Below are 17,551 nucleotides of genomic sequence, written 5' to 3' on the forward strand. Positions count from 1 at the left end.
AAAGGACATTAAAAAGTTAAACGTCACGTTTAACACAATGATTATATGGATGCTACAAGTTATATATAAAAGTGGATTCCATACCGCCATATGAAAGACTTCATCAATAGATTATATCGAAATCATTCTTTAATTTACAAAGGGTTATTATTCATTTTTACTACTTTTTTAATAGTGTATTTATTTCCTAAAAGTGGGAAGTTTAAATACAATTTTGAAAAGGGAAAACCTTGGCAGTCAGAGAATTTATATGCGCCTTTTGATTTTGCCATTCGAAAGACAGAAGCCGAAATCACTGAAGAAAAACGTATTGCCAAGGAAAACTCTGTTTTATATTTTGATTTAAATGATTCTATAGAAAAAAGTGTTTTAGATTCTTATTCGAAGGCTTTTCAAACACAGTTAGGCGATTCATTAAATCGTTATAAGGCTCAGGAACTTAAAAAAGTAGGTGAAGCTATTATTTCAGAGCTCTATGAATACGGTGTGTTAAATGAAAACTACGATTTTTCATATGATCAAAGTATAGCCATTATCGATGGAAGAGAAAAGGTTCAAGATGGTTTTTATTCGAATCTTATAAGTCAAAATGAGGTAACTCCAATTATTAATAAGGTTCTTAATAGAAATAACTTATCAGAGTTTAAAACAGCATTTGTTTCTTTATTTTTTGATTTAATTCATCCTAACCTAACCTTTAATAAAGGGTTTACAGAAAAGGCACTTCAAGACGATTTGGATGGTATCGTCTACATTAGAGGAAGCGTTGTTAAAGGGACACTTATAGTTTCAAAAGGTGAAGTTGTTGATGTTGGAAAATATCAAATTTTAAAATCACTTCAATTAGAATACGAATCTCAAGTCTGGAATGAAGCCGATTATAATTGGGTATTGTTCGCTTATACGTTATTAGTGGCTTTAGCATTACTCATGTTGCTCTTATTTTTAATGAAATACCGTTATGAAGTTTTTGAGAACAACACCAAGGTTACGTTTATATTTTTCAATATTTCATTAATTATATTCATCACGACTTTAGTGGTCAATTATAATTCAAAATACATATATATTGTTCCTATTTGTATTTTGCCTTTAATATTTAAGGCTTTTTTCGATGCGCGCTTAGGGTTGTTTTCTCATGTTCTTACAGTCCTTCTTATCGGTTTTATAGTTCCGAATAGCTACGAATATATGTTTCTTCAAATCATAGCAGGAATTGTAACCATTTTAACGGTTTCTGAGCTTTATAAGCGGGCGAATTTATTTATTTCGGTAGGACAGATCACATTGATTTATATTATAGCCTATTTTGCATTTTTCGTGATTCATGAAGGCAGTGTAGATGATTTGAAATGGGAAACATTCATTTGGTTTATTTTATGCGGATTGGCAACTTTGTTTGTTCAGCCACTAATTTATGCCTATGAAAAGTTATTCGGACTCGTATCTGATGTGTCTCTTTTAGAATTATCTGATACCAATTCAAAACTTCTTAAAGAATTAGCCAATCAAGCACCAGGAACATTTCATCATTCGTTAAATGTGGCCAATCTGGCTGAATCTTCAGCCAATGAAATTGGTGCAAACGCTATGTTAGTTAGGGTAGGGGCGCTTTATCATGATATTGGTAAAATGAAACACCCAACGTATTATACCGAAAATCAAGCTACGGGTATTAACCCTCATGACGAGTTATCTTCTAGAGAGAGTGCTAGGATCATCACCAATCATGTTATAAACGGCATAGAAATCGCCAAAAAGAATAATCTACCCGATCGTGTCATCGACTTTATACGCACGCATCACGGTACTAGTGTGGTGTATTATTTTTATATGCAGGAGAAAAAAGCCTTCCCAGATATAGAAATTGATAAAGCCGAATTTAGTTACCCAGGCCCGAAACCATTTAGTAAAGAAACGGCTATTTTAATGATGTGCGATAGTATTGAGGCTGCTTCTAAAAGTTTAAAAGAACCTACGTCTACTAAAATTGAAGCATTCGTTGAAAATATCATAAATAAGCAAATCGAGGAGGGGCAATTCCTAAATGCGAACATAACTTTTAAAGAAATAGAATCTATAAAAAAAGTGCTAAAACACAAGCTAGCAAACATTTACCATTTGCGAATAGAATACCCAGAATAAAAAAAGAAAAAAAGGCAAAAAAAAGTTGTGTTATACGCTTCTTTAGTATATTTTTGCAACCGCAAATTTATTGCAAGTTCTTATTAAAATTTAGGAGAGGTGCCAGAGTGGTAATGGAGCAGATTGCTAATCTGTCAACGCGTAAGTGTTGCCCGGGTTCGAGTCCCGGTCTCTCCGCAAATTTTTTATGATAACCATTATTCGGGGTGTAGCGTAGCCCGGTTATCGCGCCGCGTTTGGGACGCGGAGGTCGCAGGTTCGAATCCTGCCACCCCGACAAAAACAAATACCAGAGAATACTAAAACCTTATAAATCGTATGATTTATAAGGTTTTCTCATTTTTAGGGAATCTTAAAATTTGAAATTCTTTGATTATAAACCTGACCAATTCGGCTGTTACATTTATAAGGGACAAAAAGGGGATTAAGGATCAATCCTAATTGTTATGTTTATGCAATAATTGTGGTTAATCTGTATAGAAAGAATTCTATATTTTTGACTCCTCTAAATTAACTTCTGAAGGCTTTAATTTTAGCATTAAAAGATTCTGCATAAGCATTTTCGAATTCCATTATACATATTTTTTAATTCTGAAAACTTTTGTGAAGTAACAAAACTCTATTGCTTACTGTGTAGGTAATATACTATAAGTCTGTAAAAAACCAAAAGATATACGATTATTGGTTGAAAATTTCAGTTGTAAAGAATTAATATTTTCTTAATGATTTATGGAAATATTATACACGAAACTGAAGTATTTTTAAAATCGATATGAGGAAGGCTAAACAATTAAATTTCAATGATATTTCTGATGAAAACCTACTTTTATATGTGAAGGCAGGGAATCATTCTGCTTTTAATCAAATTTATAATAAGTATTGGGAGAGACTATATATAAGTGTATATAATGTTTTGATGGATAAAAGCCTTACTGAAGATGTATTACATGAGGTTTTTTCTGATATTTGGTTAAGAAAGGAAGAACTTCAAATTAGAAATTTGAATAGTTATCTCTTTAAGTCAGTTAGAAATAATGCGTTACTAAAAATTAGAAATGATAAGTATGTTGGTTTTAATAGCGTCATACTTGAAACACTAACTCTAAACCCAGAAATTGAACTCGATCTTGATCATAGGGAATTAAAAACTTCTATTGAACAAATCATGTTGGACTTACCATCAAGATGTAGATCCATATTTTATATGAGTCGATTTCAAAATTATTCAATTACGGAAATAGCATTACATTTTGGTATTTCACATCGAACTGTAGAGAATCAATTACATAGGGCATTAAAGCATCTACGAACAGCCTTAGGAAGTACTCTTTTTATACATTTTTTTTGTTAAGACTGAATAAACATTACCTAAATGAAACCTAAGTGTTATCAATAGGTTAAAAGAAGTTTAATTCGGTTTTTTCTGTGTGAGTTAATGTGTGTTTCTGCATCATACTATTATAAACGCAAAAAATGAATAAAGAACTATTATTTGATTTATTATCAAAGTTTAAAAAAGGAAACTGTTCAAAGGAAGAGGAGGTTATTTTATATCAATATTTTAATTCTTTGCAAAATACAGACAAAACTCTTGACTGGAGTTTTAAAGAAAAAAATGAGGCAAGGATAAGAATATTAAAGCGTATAAGTACTACTATTCGTGATAATGAGAGAGGTAAAAGGAAAAAACTAGATTGGAGAGGTGTCACGGCAGTAGCTGTAATATTTTTAATTTTTTTAATAATTAGTTCTAAAATAGTACAAAATAATGGTATAAAAGAAGAGCTATTAAATAATGAAATTACATTAGAATTAGAAGATGGAAGTATAGAAGTTCTGAAAAAAAATGCTGAAATAAACATTTACGATAGTCAAGGAAGGGTTATTGGGAAACAAAAAGGAACAAAGCTAGCTTATAAAAAGAATTTAGAAGCTAACCGACTTATTTATAATATTCTTACTGTTCCGTATGGAGAGTTTTTTGTTCTTCAGTTGTCTGATGGTTCAATAGTTCAGTTGAATTCTGGCACAAAAATTAAGTATCCAAATCAGTTTTTAGAGGGTATGGAAAGAAAAGTATTCATTACTGGAGAAGCTTTTTTTGATGTAGCTAAAGATGATAAAGCTCCATTTATTGTAAATATAGATGATTTAGATGTGAAAGTTTTAGGGACAAAATTTAATGTAAATGCTTATCCTGAAGAGTTAAAGAAAGAAGTAGTCTTGGTAGAAGGGTTAGTAGATTTGTATTTAGAATCACAACCTTACAATAAAGAAACTAGCTTTTCATTAAAACCTGGCTATAAAGCCGTATTTAATGATTTTACAAGTGAAATAACCAAAACAAAAGTTTCTACAGAAATATATACCGCCTGGTTGAATGGAGAATTAGTTTTTAGAAACATGTCTTTTGACAACATTCTTAAAAATTTGGAAAGACACTACAATGTTAAAATAATTAATTTGAATAATAATTTACATCAACAAAAGTTTCATGCGAGCTTTGGTAAAAAACCTCCATTACAAATGGTTTTAGATGAATTAAAAGAAATTTATAAAATTGATTATACCATTAATAAAAATACCATAACAATTAATTAAAAATTTATATGCTGGATTAGACCAAATAAAACTTAGGAAAAAGTATCACTAAACCTAAATTTAATATTTAGATTAAAAAAAATCGGAAAATGCTGGAACACTTTCCGATAGCTTGAGTGATCAATCAAAAAGATTAAAACACTAAAAAACTTAACAAAAATATGAAAAATCTTCTTAAACGAAGAAGTCAATCTCTATTATTGAAAATTGACCTAAAAATGAAACTTACTGCATTGTTTATTATAGTCTCCTTTATTACCATGCATGCTAAAGAAACCTATGGGCAAAAACCAAAGATTTCCTTAAACTTTACCAATATAACGGTAAATACCTTTATTAGTGAGATAGAAAGTAAAACAGATTTTCGATTTGTTTTTAAAATTAGCGATGTAAATCTTGATAAACATTTGAGTATTCATGTGAAAAATGAACCGATAGATTTTGTATTAGATCAAGTATTTAAACACTCAAATACAAATTATAAAATTATTAATAAACGTATTTATTTAATAAAAACTAATACAAGAAGCTCTATAAATAAAAACTCAAATCAAACCATAGTTCAAGATTTAAGGGTGCAAGGAAAAGTTATGAGTAAAGATGGTTTTCCGTTGCCAGGAGCTACAGTTGTTGAAAAGGGGACTTCAAATGGTTCTAGTACCGATTTTGAAGGTCGTTTTGAATTATCTGTTTCAAAAATTGGAGTTGTTTTAACGGTGTCATATGTCGGATATAAAACTCAAGAAATTGTAGCTAAAACTAATGACCAATTCGACGTATTCCTAGAAGAAGAAACCTCCTTTTTGGAAGAAGTAGTTGTAACTGCTTTAGGAATAAAACAAGAAAAAAAGGCTTTGGGCTATTCTTCTCAAGATATTGCACCGGAAGAGTTAGTAGAGTCTAAAGAAACTAATTTCGTAAACGGGTTATCTGGTAAAATTGCAGGGGTGAATGTCACTAATAGTCCAACTGGAATTGGTGGGTCTTCACTAATTACTATTAGAGGAGCGTCTTCATTAGACATAAGTAAAAACTCTCCTTTATTTATTGTTGATGGAACGCCTATAAGTAATGATTATTTTTCTCCTACAGGTGATAGTACAAGTGATGTAGATTATGGAAATGGTGCTGGAGAAATTAACCCTCAAAATATAGAATCTGTTAATATCTTAAAAGGACCAGCAGCTGCAGCTATATATGGATCTAGGGCCGCAAACGGAGCAATCGTTATTACAACAAAGAAAGGTCGTGGCGACGGCAAATTAAAAGTAAATATTAGTTCAGGAATTACTTTTGAAAATCCACTAACAATGCCTGATTGGCAAAATGAATACGGACAAGGTAATAATGATGCGTTTTCGTTTGTAGATGGCTCAGGTGGAGGAGTAAATGATGGACTAGATGAAAGTTGGGGGCCTAAATTAGATACGGGGCTATTAATTGCGCAATTTGATTCACCAAGAGAAGATGGTACAAGAGGAGGTGACGTTGATGTAAGTAATGCTAATATCATTCCTACACCATGGGTGTCTAACCCTGATAACGTAAGAGATTTTTTCGAAACGGGATACACTAAAAATAATAGTATTGCGCTTTCTAAATCAGGTGATTTCGGAAATTTTAGAATTGCATACCAGAACCTTAATCAGGAAGGTATTGTGCCAAATACAGATTTATCCAGAAATAATTTCAATTTGTCAACGGGTATAAATCTAACGAAAAGTTTAAAGGTGAATGCAAATATTAATTATCTGAAACAGGATAGTGGAAATAGGCCATCCGTGAGTTATGGAACTGAAAATGTAATGTATATGTGGGTATGGTATGGCAGACAAATTAACACAAATAGTTTAAGAAATTACTGGCAAGAGGGCTTAGAAGGTATTCAACAATTTAATTATAATTATAATTATCATGATAACGCTTATTTTAATGTTTTCGAGAATACAAACAGTCAAGATAAGGATAGAGTATATGGTAATGTTAGTTTAGATTATAATTTGAACAAACATTTTAAATTAATCCTTAGAACAGGGAGAGATTTCTATAGGGATTTCAGAGCTAAAAAGCGAGCCTATAGTACCCAACGTTTTCCAAATGGATATTATAGAGAAGATAATATTTTTTATGAAGAAGTAAATACAGATTTTCTATTGTCATACGACAATACATATGGTAAATGGGACGTAAATTTATCTTTTGGAGGGAATAGGTTGAATCAAAATAGAAATTATGATAGTACTAGAGCTGATGAGCTGATTAACCCAGGGGTGTACTCTTTTAATAATGCAGGTTCTCAGATCATTTCAATAGAGAGTGATTATAAAAAACGAGTAAATAGTTTATATGGATTTGGTCGATTCTCATTTGATAATAAGATTTACTTTGAGGTATCGGCTCGTAATGATTGGTCTAGTACCTTACCTAAAAACGACAACTCGTATTTTTATCCTTCTGCTAATGTAAGTGTTTTATTGAATGAAGTATTTAGCCTGCCTCAAGTAATTTCCTTTGCCAAAATAAGAGGGGCATTTGCAGCAGTAGGAAATGATACAGACCCTTACAAAAATGGTCAGCCAACCTATACTAATGGAGGGACCTATGCAGGCAATCCGATATTAAGCGAATCTGCGGCGATAACAAACGGAAATTTGAAACCAGAAAATACCGTTTCTTATGAATTTGGAACAGATTTAAGGTTTTGGGGAAATGCTCTTACCCTAGATGCAGCTGTATATAAAAATAGTACTACTAATCAAATTCTTGACGTTCCCGCAGACATCTCAAGTGGGTATGATACGAGGTCTATTAATCTAGGGAAAGTTGAAAATCAAGGTTTAGAAGTTACTCTGGGGTTAAAGCCATTTAATAAAGAAAAATTTAAATGGAATGCCTTTTTTAATTTCAGTAAAAATGAGAGTAGGGTAAGTGATTTAGGGGGTGTTGATTACACTATAGCAGAGAACAAAGCATACATTCAAGCCAGGGAAGGCGGATCTATTAGCGCAATGTATGGAATAGGTTTAAAGCGAGTAGACGATCAAAACAGTCCTTACTACGGAGAGGTAATTTATGATACTAGTGGTTTGCCTTTGAGAACAAGTGATTTAGAGTACCAAGGTGATTATGCACCAGATTTCACTTTAGGGATTCAAAATACTTTTAAAATTAGAAATTTTGATTTTGGGTTCTTCTTCGATTACAGAGAAGGGGGGATGGTGGTATCTCGAACGAAAGTTGTGGGTAGTGCTGCAGGACAAATAAAAGAAACTCTTGTTGGGAGAGAAAGTGGCATCATAGGAGATGGTGTTGTTGAAGTTTCACCAGGCGTATTTCAACCAAATGAAACACTTGTAAGCGCTCGAACCTATTATAAAAGTTATAATAATAGTAATAATGTCGAGACCTCAAAATACGATGCATCTTATGTGAAATTAAGAGAAGTTAGTATAGGTTATAATTTATCATCAAAATTTTGTAGCAGTATATCAATAGATGATTTGAGGTTATCGCTTTCGGGCCGAAATTTAGCATTATGGACAGAAAACCCTCATTTTGATCCAGAAACAGTTATGGTTTCGGGAGGTGTCATAAGTCCAGGGTATGAATATATGTCTCTACCAAGTACAAGGTCATTTACTTTCAATATTAATATTAATTTTTAATTAGTCAAAATGAAAAAATATTTAAATATAAAATCAGTTTTTAATATTATCACGCTTTTACTCTTAACCAATTGTACAAATGATTTTGATGAAATTAATACAAATTATAAAAATCCATTAATAGCTTCACCAGAATTACTTCTTCCAGGGATTATTAAATCTACTTCATATTCTTGGGGAGGTTTAGGAGGAGAAGAGGGTTTGGTCGTTACGCAGCACGCAGGGGAAATGCAATCTACTAATGATGATACTTATAATTGGTATCCTAATGAAAAACCATATGATGCAGGATATAATACCTTAAGAAATGTAAATAATTTAATAGAAGTTTCTCAAGTTTCAGATGCGCTAAAAGGTTACTATGGGGCAGGTCTAGTTTTAAAATGTCTGAATTATCATTTTATAACAGATGCTTATGGAGATATTCCTTATTCTGAAGCTTCATTGGGAAGAACCGAAGGGAATTTTTTCCCTTCTTTCACGCCTCAGAGTGAAATATATGAAGGGATATTAAATGACCTTGAATTGGCGAATGAAATTTTGTCAAATGTAACTTCAGATATTTCTGGAGATATATTGTTTTCTGGCGATATTTTAAAATGGAGAAAGTTTGCTAATTCTTTAAAACTCCGATTGCTTTTAAGAATTTTAGATGTAAAGCCTCAAGTCGCTATCGAAGGAATTAAAAATATAGTAAATAACCCATCCGATTTCCCGATATTCCAGAGTAATGAGGATATGGCAGCCCTCCAACATGAAATAGACAACCCTCCTAGTAGATATGATACACGCGTAGGGTCTTTTGACTCATATCGCTTAAGTAAAATAATGGAAATTAGATTAAAGGAATTAAATGATTCTCGTTTAAAGGTTTTTGCTCAACCCATTTCAGCATCCGAAAAAGGTATTTATTCAGAAAACTGGGATGATTACGGAGGGATTTTAAATGGATTGAATGCCGATGATTCTGAATCATATAGTCCCACCAATAATCCAGACAAATCGGGCTCTAATTATATCTCTAGGCTTGGGGTGTTATATGCGTGCAAAGAATGCAGTGATTTAGCTTCACCAATTGCCGCTCAGACAGTTATTATGTCTTATTCAGAAGTCCAGTTTATTTTAGCAGAAGCTACCACGCGAGGAATAATAGATTCTAAAGATGCAGAAGTATATTATCAGAACGGTATAAGAGCATCCTTCGAGTATTATTTAGAGCGTGTGAAAGTAGGTGGATGGAATGACTTGGCCGAAGAACTAGAATCATTAGATATGACGGTATATTTATCTCAAGAAAAAGTCAATCTTACTAGTGAAATTTCGCAGGATTTAGACAAAATATTACTTCAAAAATGGATTTCACAATTTTATGTAGGTTTTGAATCTTGGTCAGATTGGCGTAGAACAAATCGACCAGAAGTAACACCTGGACCAGGAGCTGGTAATGATAAAAAAGTACCTGTACGTTTTTTATACCCTAACGATGTAAAGTCCACTAATAATGATAATTATCAATTAGCAGTCGATAATATTGGTGGAGATAATATTAACACAAAATTATGGTGGGATGTTTTCTCAAATAACTAATATTTTATTTAAAAATTTGATATGGATTTAAAAAAAATAATCTTTAGAGGGTTAATGTTCATGTTATCATTTAATGGTTTCTCACAGTTAGATAAACCAGAACATATTATTTTAACAAATAAAAATAATCCTGAAATTTCTCAAAGTGTCACTTGGAGAACTCAAGATGCAGTTGAGGAACCCATTGCCCAAATAGCTTTAGCAAAAGCCGCTCCTTATGACAGTATTTTAGAACAAAATGTGTCTGCATTTTCTGAAAAGATAATAGACAAAGAAGGAGATACGTACTATTACCACTCGGTAAATTTTTCAAAACTTAAGTCAGGTGCAATGTATCGTTATAGGGTTGGTAGTAAGGATGGAATCTGGAGTTCATGGAATCAATTTAGAACAGTATCGAATAATGAAAAGCCATATTCTTTTATTTATTTAGGTGATATTCAAAATGATATTTCTTCATGGGGTACAAGAACCATTTGGGCAGCACATAATAAGGCTCCGTATGCTAAATTCATGTTGTTCGCTGGCGATTGTGTAGATGATGGACAGAGTAATGGACAATGGGAAGAATGGTTTTATGCACTAGGGCGTGTTGCTCAAACTACACCTATTTTACCTGTTGTAGGGAATCATGAATATGAGAAATTGAAGGATTCTCAAGTTGAAAAATCACTTTCAGTATTTTGGCAGCCTCAGTTTGAATTACCAAACAATGGACCTAAAGGATTAGAAGAGAGTGTTTATTATCTAGATTATCCAAATATGCGAGTAATCGTTTTGAATAGTTTAATTGCGCTGCGTTCTGAAAAAGAACTCAAAAAACAAGCGAGTTGGCTAGAGTCTGTTTTGAAGCACAATAAAAAAAAATGGACTGTTGTTTCTTTTCATCATGGCGTATTTAGTGCTAGAGATGGTAGGTGGGGAGACTATCCTGAACTAAGAAAGGAGTGGTTACCCATTTTTGAAAAATACAAAACGGATTTAATACTAACAGGACATGACCACATGTATTGTAGGTCAAATAATCAAATGAAGTCTTCAAATCTAAAGGATGGAGAAACAGGTCCTGTTTACGTTGTATCTGTAGCTGGGCCTAAAATGTATGGCATCCTAGAAGAAAAGAGATGGATGGATAGAGCAGCCGTAAATTCTCAAATGTATCAAATAATAACTATAGATGATAATACATTGAAATTTAGAACATATACTGCAGTTGATGAGCTATACGACTCTTTTGATTTAATAAAAAGAAAAGGAAAATTTAATCAAATTATAGAGTATATATCATCTGATAATTCACCAGAAAATAAATTTCCTAATGGAAGTTATACTCGAAAATAACCAATGTTTTAATATAAAATATATGACAAAATTAACTTTCATGTTAGTAGTATCTGTTTTTTTTAGTTACTATGTTTACTCTCAAAATCATGTAAAAGGCTATGTTTTTAACGATGAAAATAATAATAAAATAAGGGAGAGTAAGGAAAAAGGAATACCTGGGGTTGGGGTGACTAATGGAGTTGAAGTGGTTTTAACAGATGAAAAAGGTTATTATTTATTGCCTGCCACCGATGATATGATTGTATCTGTAATAAAACCTTCAAATTACGCTGTACCGGTTAATGAAAATAACCAGCCAGAATTTTACTATATTCATAAGCCTAACGGATCTCCTAAAAATAAGTATGTTGGCGTGAAACCGACTGGCGATTTACCCAAAAGGGTTAATTTTCCATTATATTCAAATGAGGAAAACTCAGATTTTTCAGTAATTCTATTTGGAGACCCTCAACCCGATAGCGCTTTAGATTTAACTTATTTTGATAAGGCTATAGTGTCAGAATTGTTAGACACAGATAAAGCTGTTTTAGGTATAAGTCTTGGTGATTTAGGAATAAAAGAGGTACTGGGAGATTATATTAGTATAATAGGAAAAATAGGAGTTCCTTGGTATAATGTTTTAGGTAATCACGATTTGAATGGGGAGCAAATCGATAAACTTAGTGATGAAACTTTTGAGTATTATTTTGGACCAACCAATTATGCGTTTAATTATGCCGATGCTCATTTTATTATGTTAGATGATGTCCTGTATCCCGATCCTAGAGATGGTAAAGGTTATTTAGGAGGGTTTAGAGATGATATCTTGAGGTTTATAGAGAATGATCTTAAACATGTAGATAAGGATAAACTGATTATTCTAGGTTTTCATATTCCCATTTTTGAATTTGAACCGGGTCCAGATCAATTTCAAGAATTAGATGTGCAAAAATTATTTGATTTATTAAAGGGGTTTCAGTACACTATTTCTCTTTCGGGACATACGCATTCTCAAAATCATCATTTTTTCACGAAAGAAGAAGGATGGCCAAATTCAGGATACCATCATCATTACAATCCAGGCGCAACATCTGGCTCTGTCTATAAAGGAGCTAAAGATAGCTACGGTACACCTTCATCTATTATGAGAGATGGTACACCAAAGGGATATGCTTTTTTAAATATTAAAGGAAATACCTATGACTATGATTATGTTCCTTCTGGAGATAATGATTTAAAAATGAGTATACATATTCCTAAAATAGTCCCTATGGTGGAGAAATATCGTGGAGAAATAGTAGTGAATTTTTTTCAAGGTTCACCATGGGATAATGTAGAGTATAGGGTAGATAATGGTGATTGGGTAAAACTTAAATTAACTTCACGATTTGATAAGTATTTACTAGATGTTGAATATGAATGGGATCATGCAGAAGAGCTTCCGTGGGGAACTCGTAATTCTACTCCATTACCATCTTCTCATATATGGAGTGATAGTATGCCCTCTTATTATAGCCTTGGAGATCATACTTTACAAGTTAAAGCAACTGATTGGCTGGGTAGGACTTTTTTTGAAGAAAAGAGTTTTAAGATGGTGCCAGATTCTAAGGTAAAAAAACATGGTTTCTAGATTTATTTGAATTGATAAAATTTAAATAGGATTAAAATATATAGTAAATTAAGTATAATTCGGTTTTTATATTTTTTATTGCTCGGGATTAGGCTTCATAGAAATGTGAAGTCTTTTTTCTTTCATGTATGACCGAATAATAACTGAAGTTGTAGCCTATCCCTTTTTAGGGAAGGCTACATAACCGCAAATTAGAGTTAGTCAACAACCTACTTTTTTTAATCAATATGATTTAAGTAGACTTAAAGGTTATTTTTTAAGTTCCTACTTTTTTATAATTCTTTTTACAGTAATAAAATTATTTACATCTTGAATGCGAACAAGGTAAACACCCGAATTTAATTGGTTTATATTAAGCTGATTATTGCTTAAGGTATTTGTTTTTAATACTTGTTTACCCATGACATCAAAAATGCGAACTTCTGAAATTTTTTGAACACCATTAATTGTAATTTGAGAAGTTGCAGGGTTTGGATAGATGGCGATAGAATTAGAATCAAAATCATTTGTACTTAAAGATGAATCAAATTCAAAAGCAACAGAGTTTATGATGATGTTACCAGTTCCAGAAGACCTTCCTTCTGTAGCTGTACCAGCTTTACTTGAAGCAGTAAATCTAATTCTTATTGAATTTACATCACCGTTCCAGTTAGATAATTCAGTCATGTTAAATGTATAAGTTTGGAACCCTGAATCACTAGTTGTCATTGTTTGAGGAATTGCAACTTGAGTGTCAGTTCCATTAATGGCAATTGCAGTTATTTCATCATCACCTGTAGATTCATTTTTTAAAACTATTGTTAATTTATTGTAAGAAGCGGCTGGGATTGGGAAATCGAATAAGTTAAATCTAGCCCATTGATCTGCTGTAGGCACTAATGTAACTTCACCACCAGTATGAGATGCAAGGTTTAATTGTGCATCTGTTGTCCAACCTTCTAAATCGTTATCTGTATTAAAAGTAAAGTTGTAGTCAAAACTAGGATTAATTATAAAATTGGCTGTTACTGTTTTATTGGCATCCATTAAAATACTTCCTGGATTTGCAGAACCAGTAAGGTCTCCACTCCAATTGTTAAATTGCCAGTGTGTTGTTGGTTGTGGTGTTAATGAAACATTATCAGTTGAAGTATAGTAAGATTGGTCTGGACTTTTTACAACGGTACCAGATCCACTTACATTAGTAGTTAATAATGTACTTCCAGCTGGAAGGTTAAAAGTAAAATAAGCATCATCAATATAAAATGTTCCAGAAGTTACAGCAATGATTCTTAAGTTTGAATTATTTCCAGTTTCTAGAGCTGTAAAAGTGTGTGTGTATTCAATCCAATCTCCTGTCATATTAACTTCAGGTCCAGATGGATTACCACAGCAACCAAAAAATTGTGCTTTAATAGTTGTACCGGTTGTACCTTTAACTCTAAAAGTAACGGTATAATCACCTGCATAATCTAATGGTGTATTAGGAGAGGATCTAAAGTTATTACCTGCAGCAGCCTCAAACTTACCACTTCCTGGTGTTGTGAAACCTTCTGTTGCATCCCAAGAATGAGTGCCGTTAGAGTTCCATCCAGATACGTCGGCATCAAACGTGTGATTAGTAATTAGTTGATCAAATTGCCCAAATGCGAGTATTGGCAAAATTGCTAATAGTAAAAATGTAATTTTTTTCATGATTATCGAATTTAGTTTAATATTAATATTTTAGTATTATAATGTGCGCCATTGGTTAATTTGGCTATTAAAATATAGGTGCCATTGGCTATTGCTGGCCAATGTAGTTGGGTTATATCTTTAGAGTTATTTTTATAAATCATGCTGCCATGAAGGTTATAAAGCTCTACGTTATCTATAGTTTGATTACTTTTAATGTTGATATGGTCCCTTGAAGGATTCGGAAACACTTTTATTAATTCCGATTTATTACTCTCATTATTACTTAAAGTATTTCCAAGTAAGGCTTCTTTTATACCTTTGGCCCAAGTTCGTGTTGGCGCTATATAAATGGTCTTTCCCGATTTGTGTCCGGCATCCCAGGCTGTAAACGAAAACCCTAAATCGATGGCTTTTTCAGCTAAATATTCATGATACAAAATACGAGAAGCTTCTTCAGGTCCTCCAAAAGCACCATAAGTGTTTTTGTTATAATTGAATCCACCTTCATTATCTGCGCCAAATTCACCTAAATAAATAGGGATGTTTTTGTCTGCAGACCAAGTTTGAACGGCTCCGAAATTTTTGTCTATTTCAGTTTTATCAGTAGGGGTACCCCAATCATAATCATTATGATTTTCACTAGCGGAAGCTGTGAAATCTCGTGGCCAATAATAATGAAAGGTTGCTATTAAATAGTTGTCCATATTCAAAACCTGATCACTAATTTGTAGTGGTGCTTCAAATGAATTTTTGCCTCCCCCGGTAATAATAATATTTCGGTAAGTGTTCTTGCCGCCAGTAGATCTAATAATGTTTATTATATCTTCATTTAAGATGTCCATGTCATTAGCACTCAGACTAAAATATGGCTCGTTTACGACCTCAAATATTAAATTTAAGGAATAATCTTTAAATCTGTTAGCGATTGATAACCAAATAGTTCTGAATTTCTCATTATCTGCTGCTCTTTTTGCCGAAGTTGGGTGGGTATAGTAAGGGGCATCTTTACTTTTTGTACTAAACGTATGAAGAAACTCATCTTTTAAGGTATTGCCATGAAAATCTAAAACAACAATTAAGTTTTCATTTAAAGCCCAGGTAATTACCTCTTCAATACGGTCTAAATAAGCTGGATTTACAACATAATCTGAAGGTGTGCCCGTATACGAAGCAGAAGTGTTTTCAGCTTTTGAATAAACCGATGTATTACCAGAAGTTCTATCTCCAAAGAAATCTATCGGGATTCGAACTGAAGTAAATCCGGCACTAGCAACGTCTTTTAAATACGTATCAGTTAAAGCTAGCGCCCAATTTCCTTCTTTAGGAGCACTTAAAACATTACCAATGTTTATACCTCTCCCCATATTCCCAACCATAGTTTGAGGCGTAATTTGAGCATAGCCTAAGGCATAAATTACAAATGCGATAATAAACATTGAATAGTGTTTCATGTACAAATAGCTATTAATTCTCCTCCTGTTCTTTACCTTTTTTTCGTGCTTTTATTTGCTCTTTAGTAAGCACTTCTTTAAATACTTTCTGATTATAATTTTTTATGATTGCTTTGGTCTCCGTATCATCGGCACCTGCTTTTTTTGCTTTTCTTATAGCTTGAGTTCTTTCGATATATAATTTTTGAATTTCTGATTTTTGAGCTTCCGATAATGCTTGTGTTTTATCTCCGGTAATTATATCAGTATTTAGTTCTTCAACTTTTTGGTTTGCTTTTTCAATAAGCTTTTCCGATTGTGCGAAGCCTGAAAGAGCAAGTCCTATGAATAGGAGGGCTGCAAATATTATTTTTTTCATAATGATGTGATTTGTTTGTTCTGTAAAATTATATAACTAGACCTTTAATGAGGTTTGATTAGAGTCTGAAAAGGTTTGAAAATCGTGAAAACCCTATGTTTATTGACGAATATGAGGATTTTTACGGGGGGGCTAATGGCTACTTTGTTAAATAATGAACTAAAAAATTTAGTTGTTTTGAGGAAACAATTGCCATAATCCATCTACATTTTCTTGTAAAATCACTTCAGGATCGCCACCTTTTACATGGCCTAAAATTCCAAAAGGGCCTTTGTAATTTAAATCCAATAATTGTTGAATCATGTCTTTTTCAAGATCACCATCACCAATAGTTATAATTTTCGGACCGTCTTTTTTCATGCCATTTAAATTAACACACCATAAATAGGGCATTAACAATTTTATATGTTTAGAGTAGTTTTCTATATCGTGATGGGCATGATGAAAATTAAAAACCACACCCAAATTTTCGTTAGGAAGTGCTTTAATAATTTTTAATTGATTTTCGGTTTGTCCAGCCCAACCACCATGATTGTAAAGGGCAATTTTACAGCCTAATTTTGTTGCACGATTAGATAAATAGGATACCATGCTTACAGCATCATCTAAAGCTTCAGCATCCGATAAATTTTCAAAATGTTTGGGATCGAATCCTATCCAGATTTGGGTTTTTAATCCAACTGCTTTTAAGTTTTTAAAAACAGCTTCATTTTGGTCTCGTAATGCATTTGGTTGGTCTTTGTCCAAGTTTAAATACAGCCAAACCGCATCAATTTTTACGTTTTCGGCTTGAGCAAGTTCCCATTCTTCCTGCATGGTTGGTATGTGTTTTGGCCTATTTCCGTAGCCATAACGCTCGAATCCTAAATGTTTCAGCATGTCGATACGGGCTTTTGGACTTCTTTCTTTTACATCGAAACCTACAATAGACCAAGGGACAAGGTTGCTTTTTTCAAAAGGATAACGCTTTGTGCTTTCCTGTTTAGAAGTTTTGCAACTCCAAAAACTAATAATTAAAACGATTAAATACAGCGTTTTTTTCATGTAAGCTTAGTTTGTTTCAGTTATTTCAAATCTAAAGTTAAGCACTGGTAATAAGGTTTAATAATTGTTTGATTAGTAGTAATTATCGTCA

The 17,551-nt window shown here is 32.6% G+C and carries 11 protein-coding genes and 2 tRNA genes; 9 read left to right on the forward strand and 4 right to left on the reverse strand.

Going from position 1 to position 17,551, the window contains the following annotated elements; all coding sequences use genetic code 11:
* Positions 1–90: 90 nt before the first annotated feature.
* From A6I66_RS05435 to A6I66_RS05475, 9 genes are all read left to right on the forward strand, one after another.
* Entirely contained in the window at positions 91–2,145 is a 2,055-nt protein-coding gene (locus tag A6I66_RS05435) for an HD family phosphohydrolase (protein ID WP_067146398.1), read from the forward strand.
* Between the two features lie 93 nt (positions 2,146–2,238).
* A tRNA-Ser gene (locus A6I66_RS05440) sits at positions 2,239–2,322 on the forward strand.
* A 25-nt stretch (positions 2,323–2,347) separates the two neighbouring features.
* Positions 2,348–2,422 (forward strand) — tRNA-Pro (locus A6I66_RS05445).
* Positions 2,423–2,917: 495 nt separating this feature from the next.
* Entirely contained in the window at positions 2,918–3,496 is a 579-nt protein-coding gene (locus tag A6I66_RS05450; RefSeq protein WP_067146400.1) for an RNA polymerase sigma factor, read from the forward strand.
* A 122-nt stretch (positions 3,497–3,618) separates the two neighbouring features.
* Positions 3,619–4,746 carry a FecR family protein gene (locus tag A6I66_RS05455; RefSeq protein ID WP_067146402.1) on the forward strand — a complete coding sequence of 376 codons (1,128 nt, stop codon included), beginning with the start codon at positions 3,619–3,621 and terminating at the stop codon, positions 4,744–4,746.
* A gap of 218 nt (positions 4,747–4,964) precedes the next feature.
* The gene (locus A6I66_RS05460; protein WP_245683428.1) at positions 4,965–8,411 is read left to right on the forward strand and encodes a SusC/RagA family TonB-linked outer membrane protein; all 3,447 of its coding nucleotides are present in this window, start codon (positions 4,965–4,967) and stop codon (positions 8,409–8,411) included.
* 9 nt (positions 8,412–8,420) lie between these two features.
* Complete coding sequence (locus A6I66_RS05465) at positions 8,421–9,998, forward strand: SusD/RagB family nutrient-binding outer membrane lipoprotein (RefSeq protein ID WP_067146404.1); 1,578 nt, start codon at positions 8,421–8,423, stop codon at positions 9,996–9,998.
* 21 nt (positions 9,999–10,019) lie between these two features.
* On the forward strand, positions 10,020–11,339 hold the full coding sequence (locus A6I66_RS05470; protein WP_067146406.1) for a purple acid phosphatase family protein: 1,320 nt from the start codon (positions 10,020–10,022) through the stop codon (positions 11,337–11,339).
* Between the two features lie 40 nt (positions 11,340–11,379).
* Positions 11,380–12,951, forward strand: a complete 1,572-nt coding sequence (locus A6I66_RS05475; RefSeq protein WP_245683429.1) for a calcineurin-like phosphoesterase C-terminal domain-containing protein — start codon at positions 11,380–11,382, stop codon at positions 12,949–12,951.
* A gap of 264 nt (positions 12,952–13,215) precedes the next feature.
* Here the strand turns inward: A6I66_RS05475 and A6I66_RS05480 are convergent, their stop codons facing one another.
* The 4 genes from A6I66_RS05480 to A6I66_RS05495 all read right to left on the reverse strand — a co-directional run bounded on the left by A6I66_RS05480 (position 13,216) and on the right by A6I66_RS05495 (position 17,460).
* Positions 13,216–14,625 (reverse strand): T9SS type A sorting domain-containing protein, encoded by a 1,410-nt coding sequence (locus A6I66_RS05480; protein WP_067146408.1) that lies wholly within the window; start codon positions 14,623–14,625, stop codon positions 13,216–13,218.
* Between the two features lie 11 nt (positions 14,626–14,636).
* Complete coding sequence (locus A6I66_RS05485) at positions 14,637–16,058, reverse strand: cellulase family glycosylhydrolase (protein WP_084399481.1); 1,422 nt, start codon at positions 16,056–16,058, stop codon at positions 14,637–14,639.
* A gap of 13 nt (positions 16,059–16,071) precedes the next feature.
* Positions 16,072–16,416 carry a hypothetical protein gene (locus A6I66_RS05490; protein WP_067146412.1) on the reverse strand — a complete coding sequence of 115 codons (345 nt, stop codon included), beginning with the start codon at positions 16,414–16,416 and terminating at the stop codon, positions 16,072–16,074.
* A 168-nt stretch (positions 16,417–16,584) separates the two neighbouring features.
* A complete protein-coding gene (locus A6I66_RS05495; RefSeq protein ID WP_067146414.1) occupies positions 16,585–17,460 on the reverse strand; it encodes a sugar phosphate isomerase/epimerase family protein in 876 nt (291 codons plus the stop codon).
* Between the last annotated feature and the right edge of the window lie 91 nt (positions 17,461–17,551).

The sequence above is a fragment of the Pseudotamlana agarivorans genome, assembly GCF_001642835.1.
GTDB lineage: Bacteria > Bacteroidota > Bacteroidia > Flavobacteriales > Flavobacteriaceae > Pseudotamlana > Pseudotamlana agarivorans.

What these genes read in the sequence shown, in the direction of transcription:
- A6I66_RS05435 (WP_067146398.1), top strand. Translation starts at nt 91, where the DNA reads ATGAAAGACTTCATCAATAGATTATATCGAAATCATTCTTTAATTTAC.
- A6I66_RS05450 (WP_067146400.1), top strand. Translation starts at nt 2,918, where the DNA reads ATGAGGAAGGCTAAACAATTAAATTTCAATGATATTTCTGATGAAAAC.
- A6I66_RS05460 (WP_245683428.1), top strand. Translation starts at nt 4,965, where the DNA reads ATGAAACTTACTGCATTGTTTATTATAGTCTCCTTTATTACCATGCAT.
- A6I66_RS05455 (WP_067146402.1), top strand. Translation starts at nt 3,619, where the DNA reads ATGAATAAAGAACTATTATTTGATTTATTATCAAAGTTTAAAAAAGGA.
- A6I66_RS05465 (WP_067146404.1), top strand. Translation starts at nt 8,421, where the DNA reads ATGAAAAAATATTTAAATATAAAATCAGTTTTTAATATTATCACGCTT.
- A6I66_RS05480 (WP_067146408.1), bottom strand. Translation starts at nt 14,625, where the DNA reads ATGAAAAAAATTACATTTTTACTATTAGCAATTTTGCCAATACTCGCA.
- A6I66_RS05495 (WP_067146414.1), bottom strand. Translation starts at nt 17,460, where the DNA reads ATGAAAAAAACGCTGTATTTAATCGTTTTAATTATTAGTTTTTGGAGT.
- A6I66_RS05475 (WP_245683429.1), top strand. Translation starts at nt 11,380, where the DNA reads ATGTTAGTAGTATCTGTTTTTTTTAGTTACTATGTTTACTCTCAAAAT.
- A6I66_RS05470 (WP_067146406.1), top strand. Translation starts at nt 10,020, where the DNA reads ATGGATTTAAAAAAAATAATCTTTAGAGGGTTAATGTTCATGTTATCA.
- A6I66_RS05485 (WP_084399481.1), bottom strand. Translation starts at nt 16,058, where the DNA reads ATGAAACACTATTCAATGTTTATTATCGCATTTGTAATTTATGCCTTA.
- A6I66_RS05490 (WP_067146412.1), bottom strand. Translation starts at nt 16,416, where the DNA reads ATGAAAAAAATAATATTTGCAGCCCTCCTATTCATAGGACTTGCTCTT.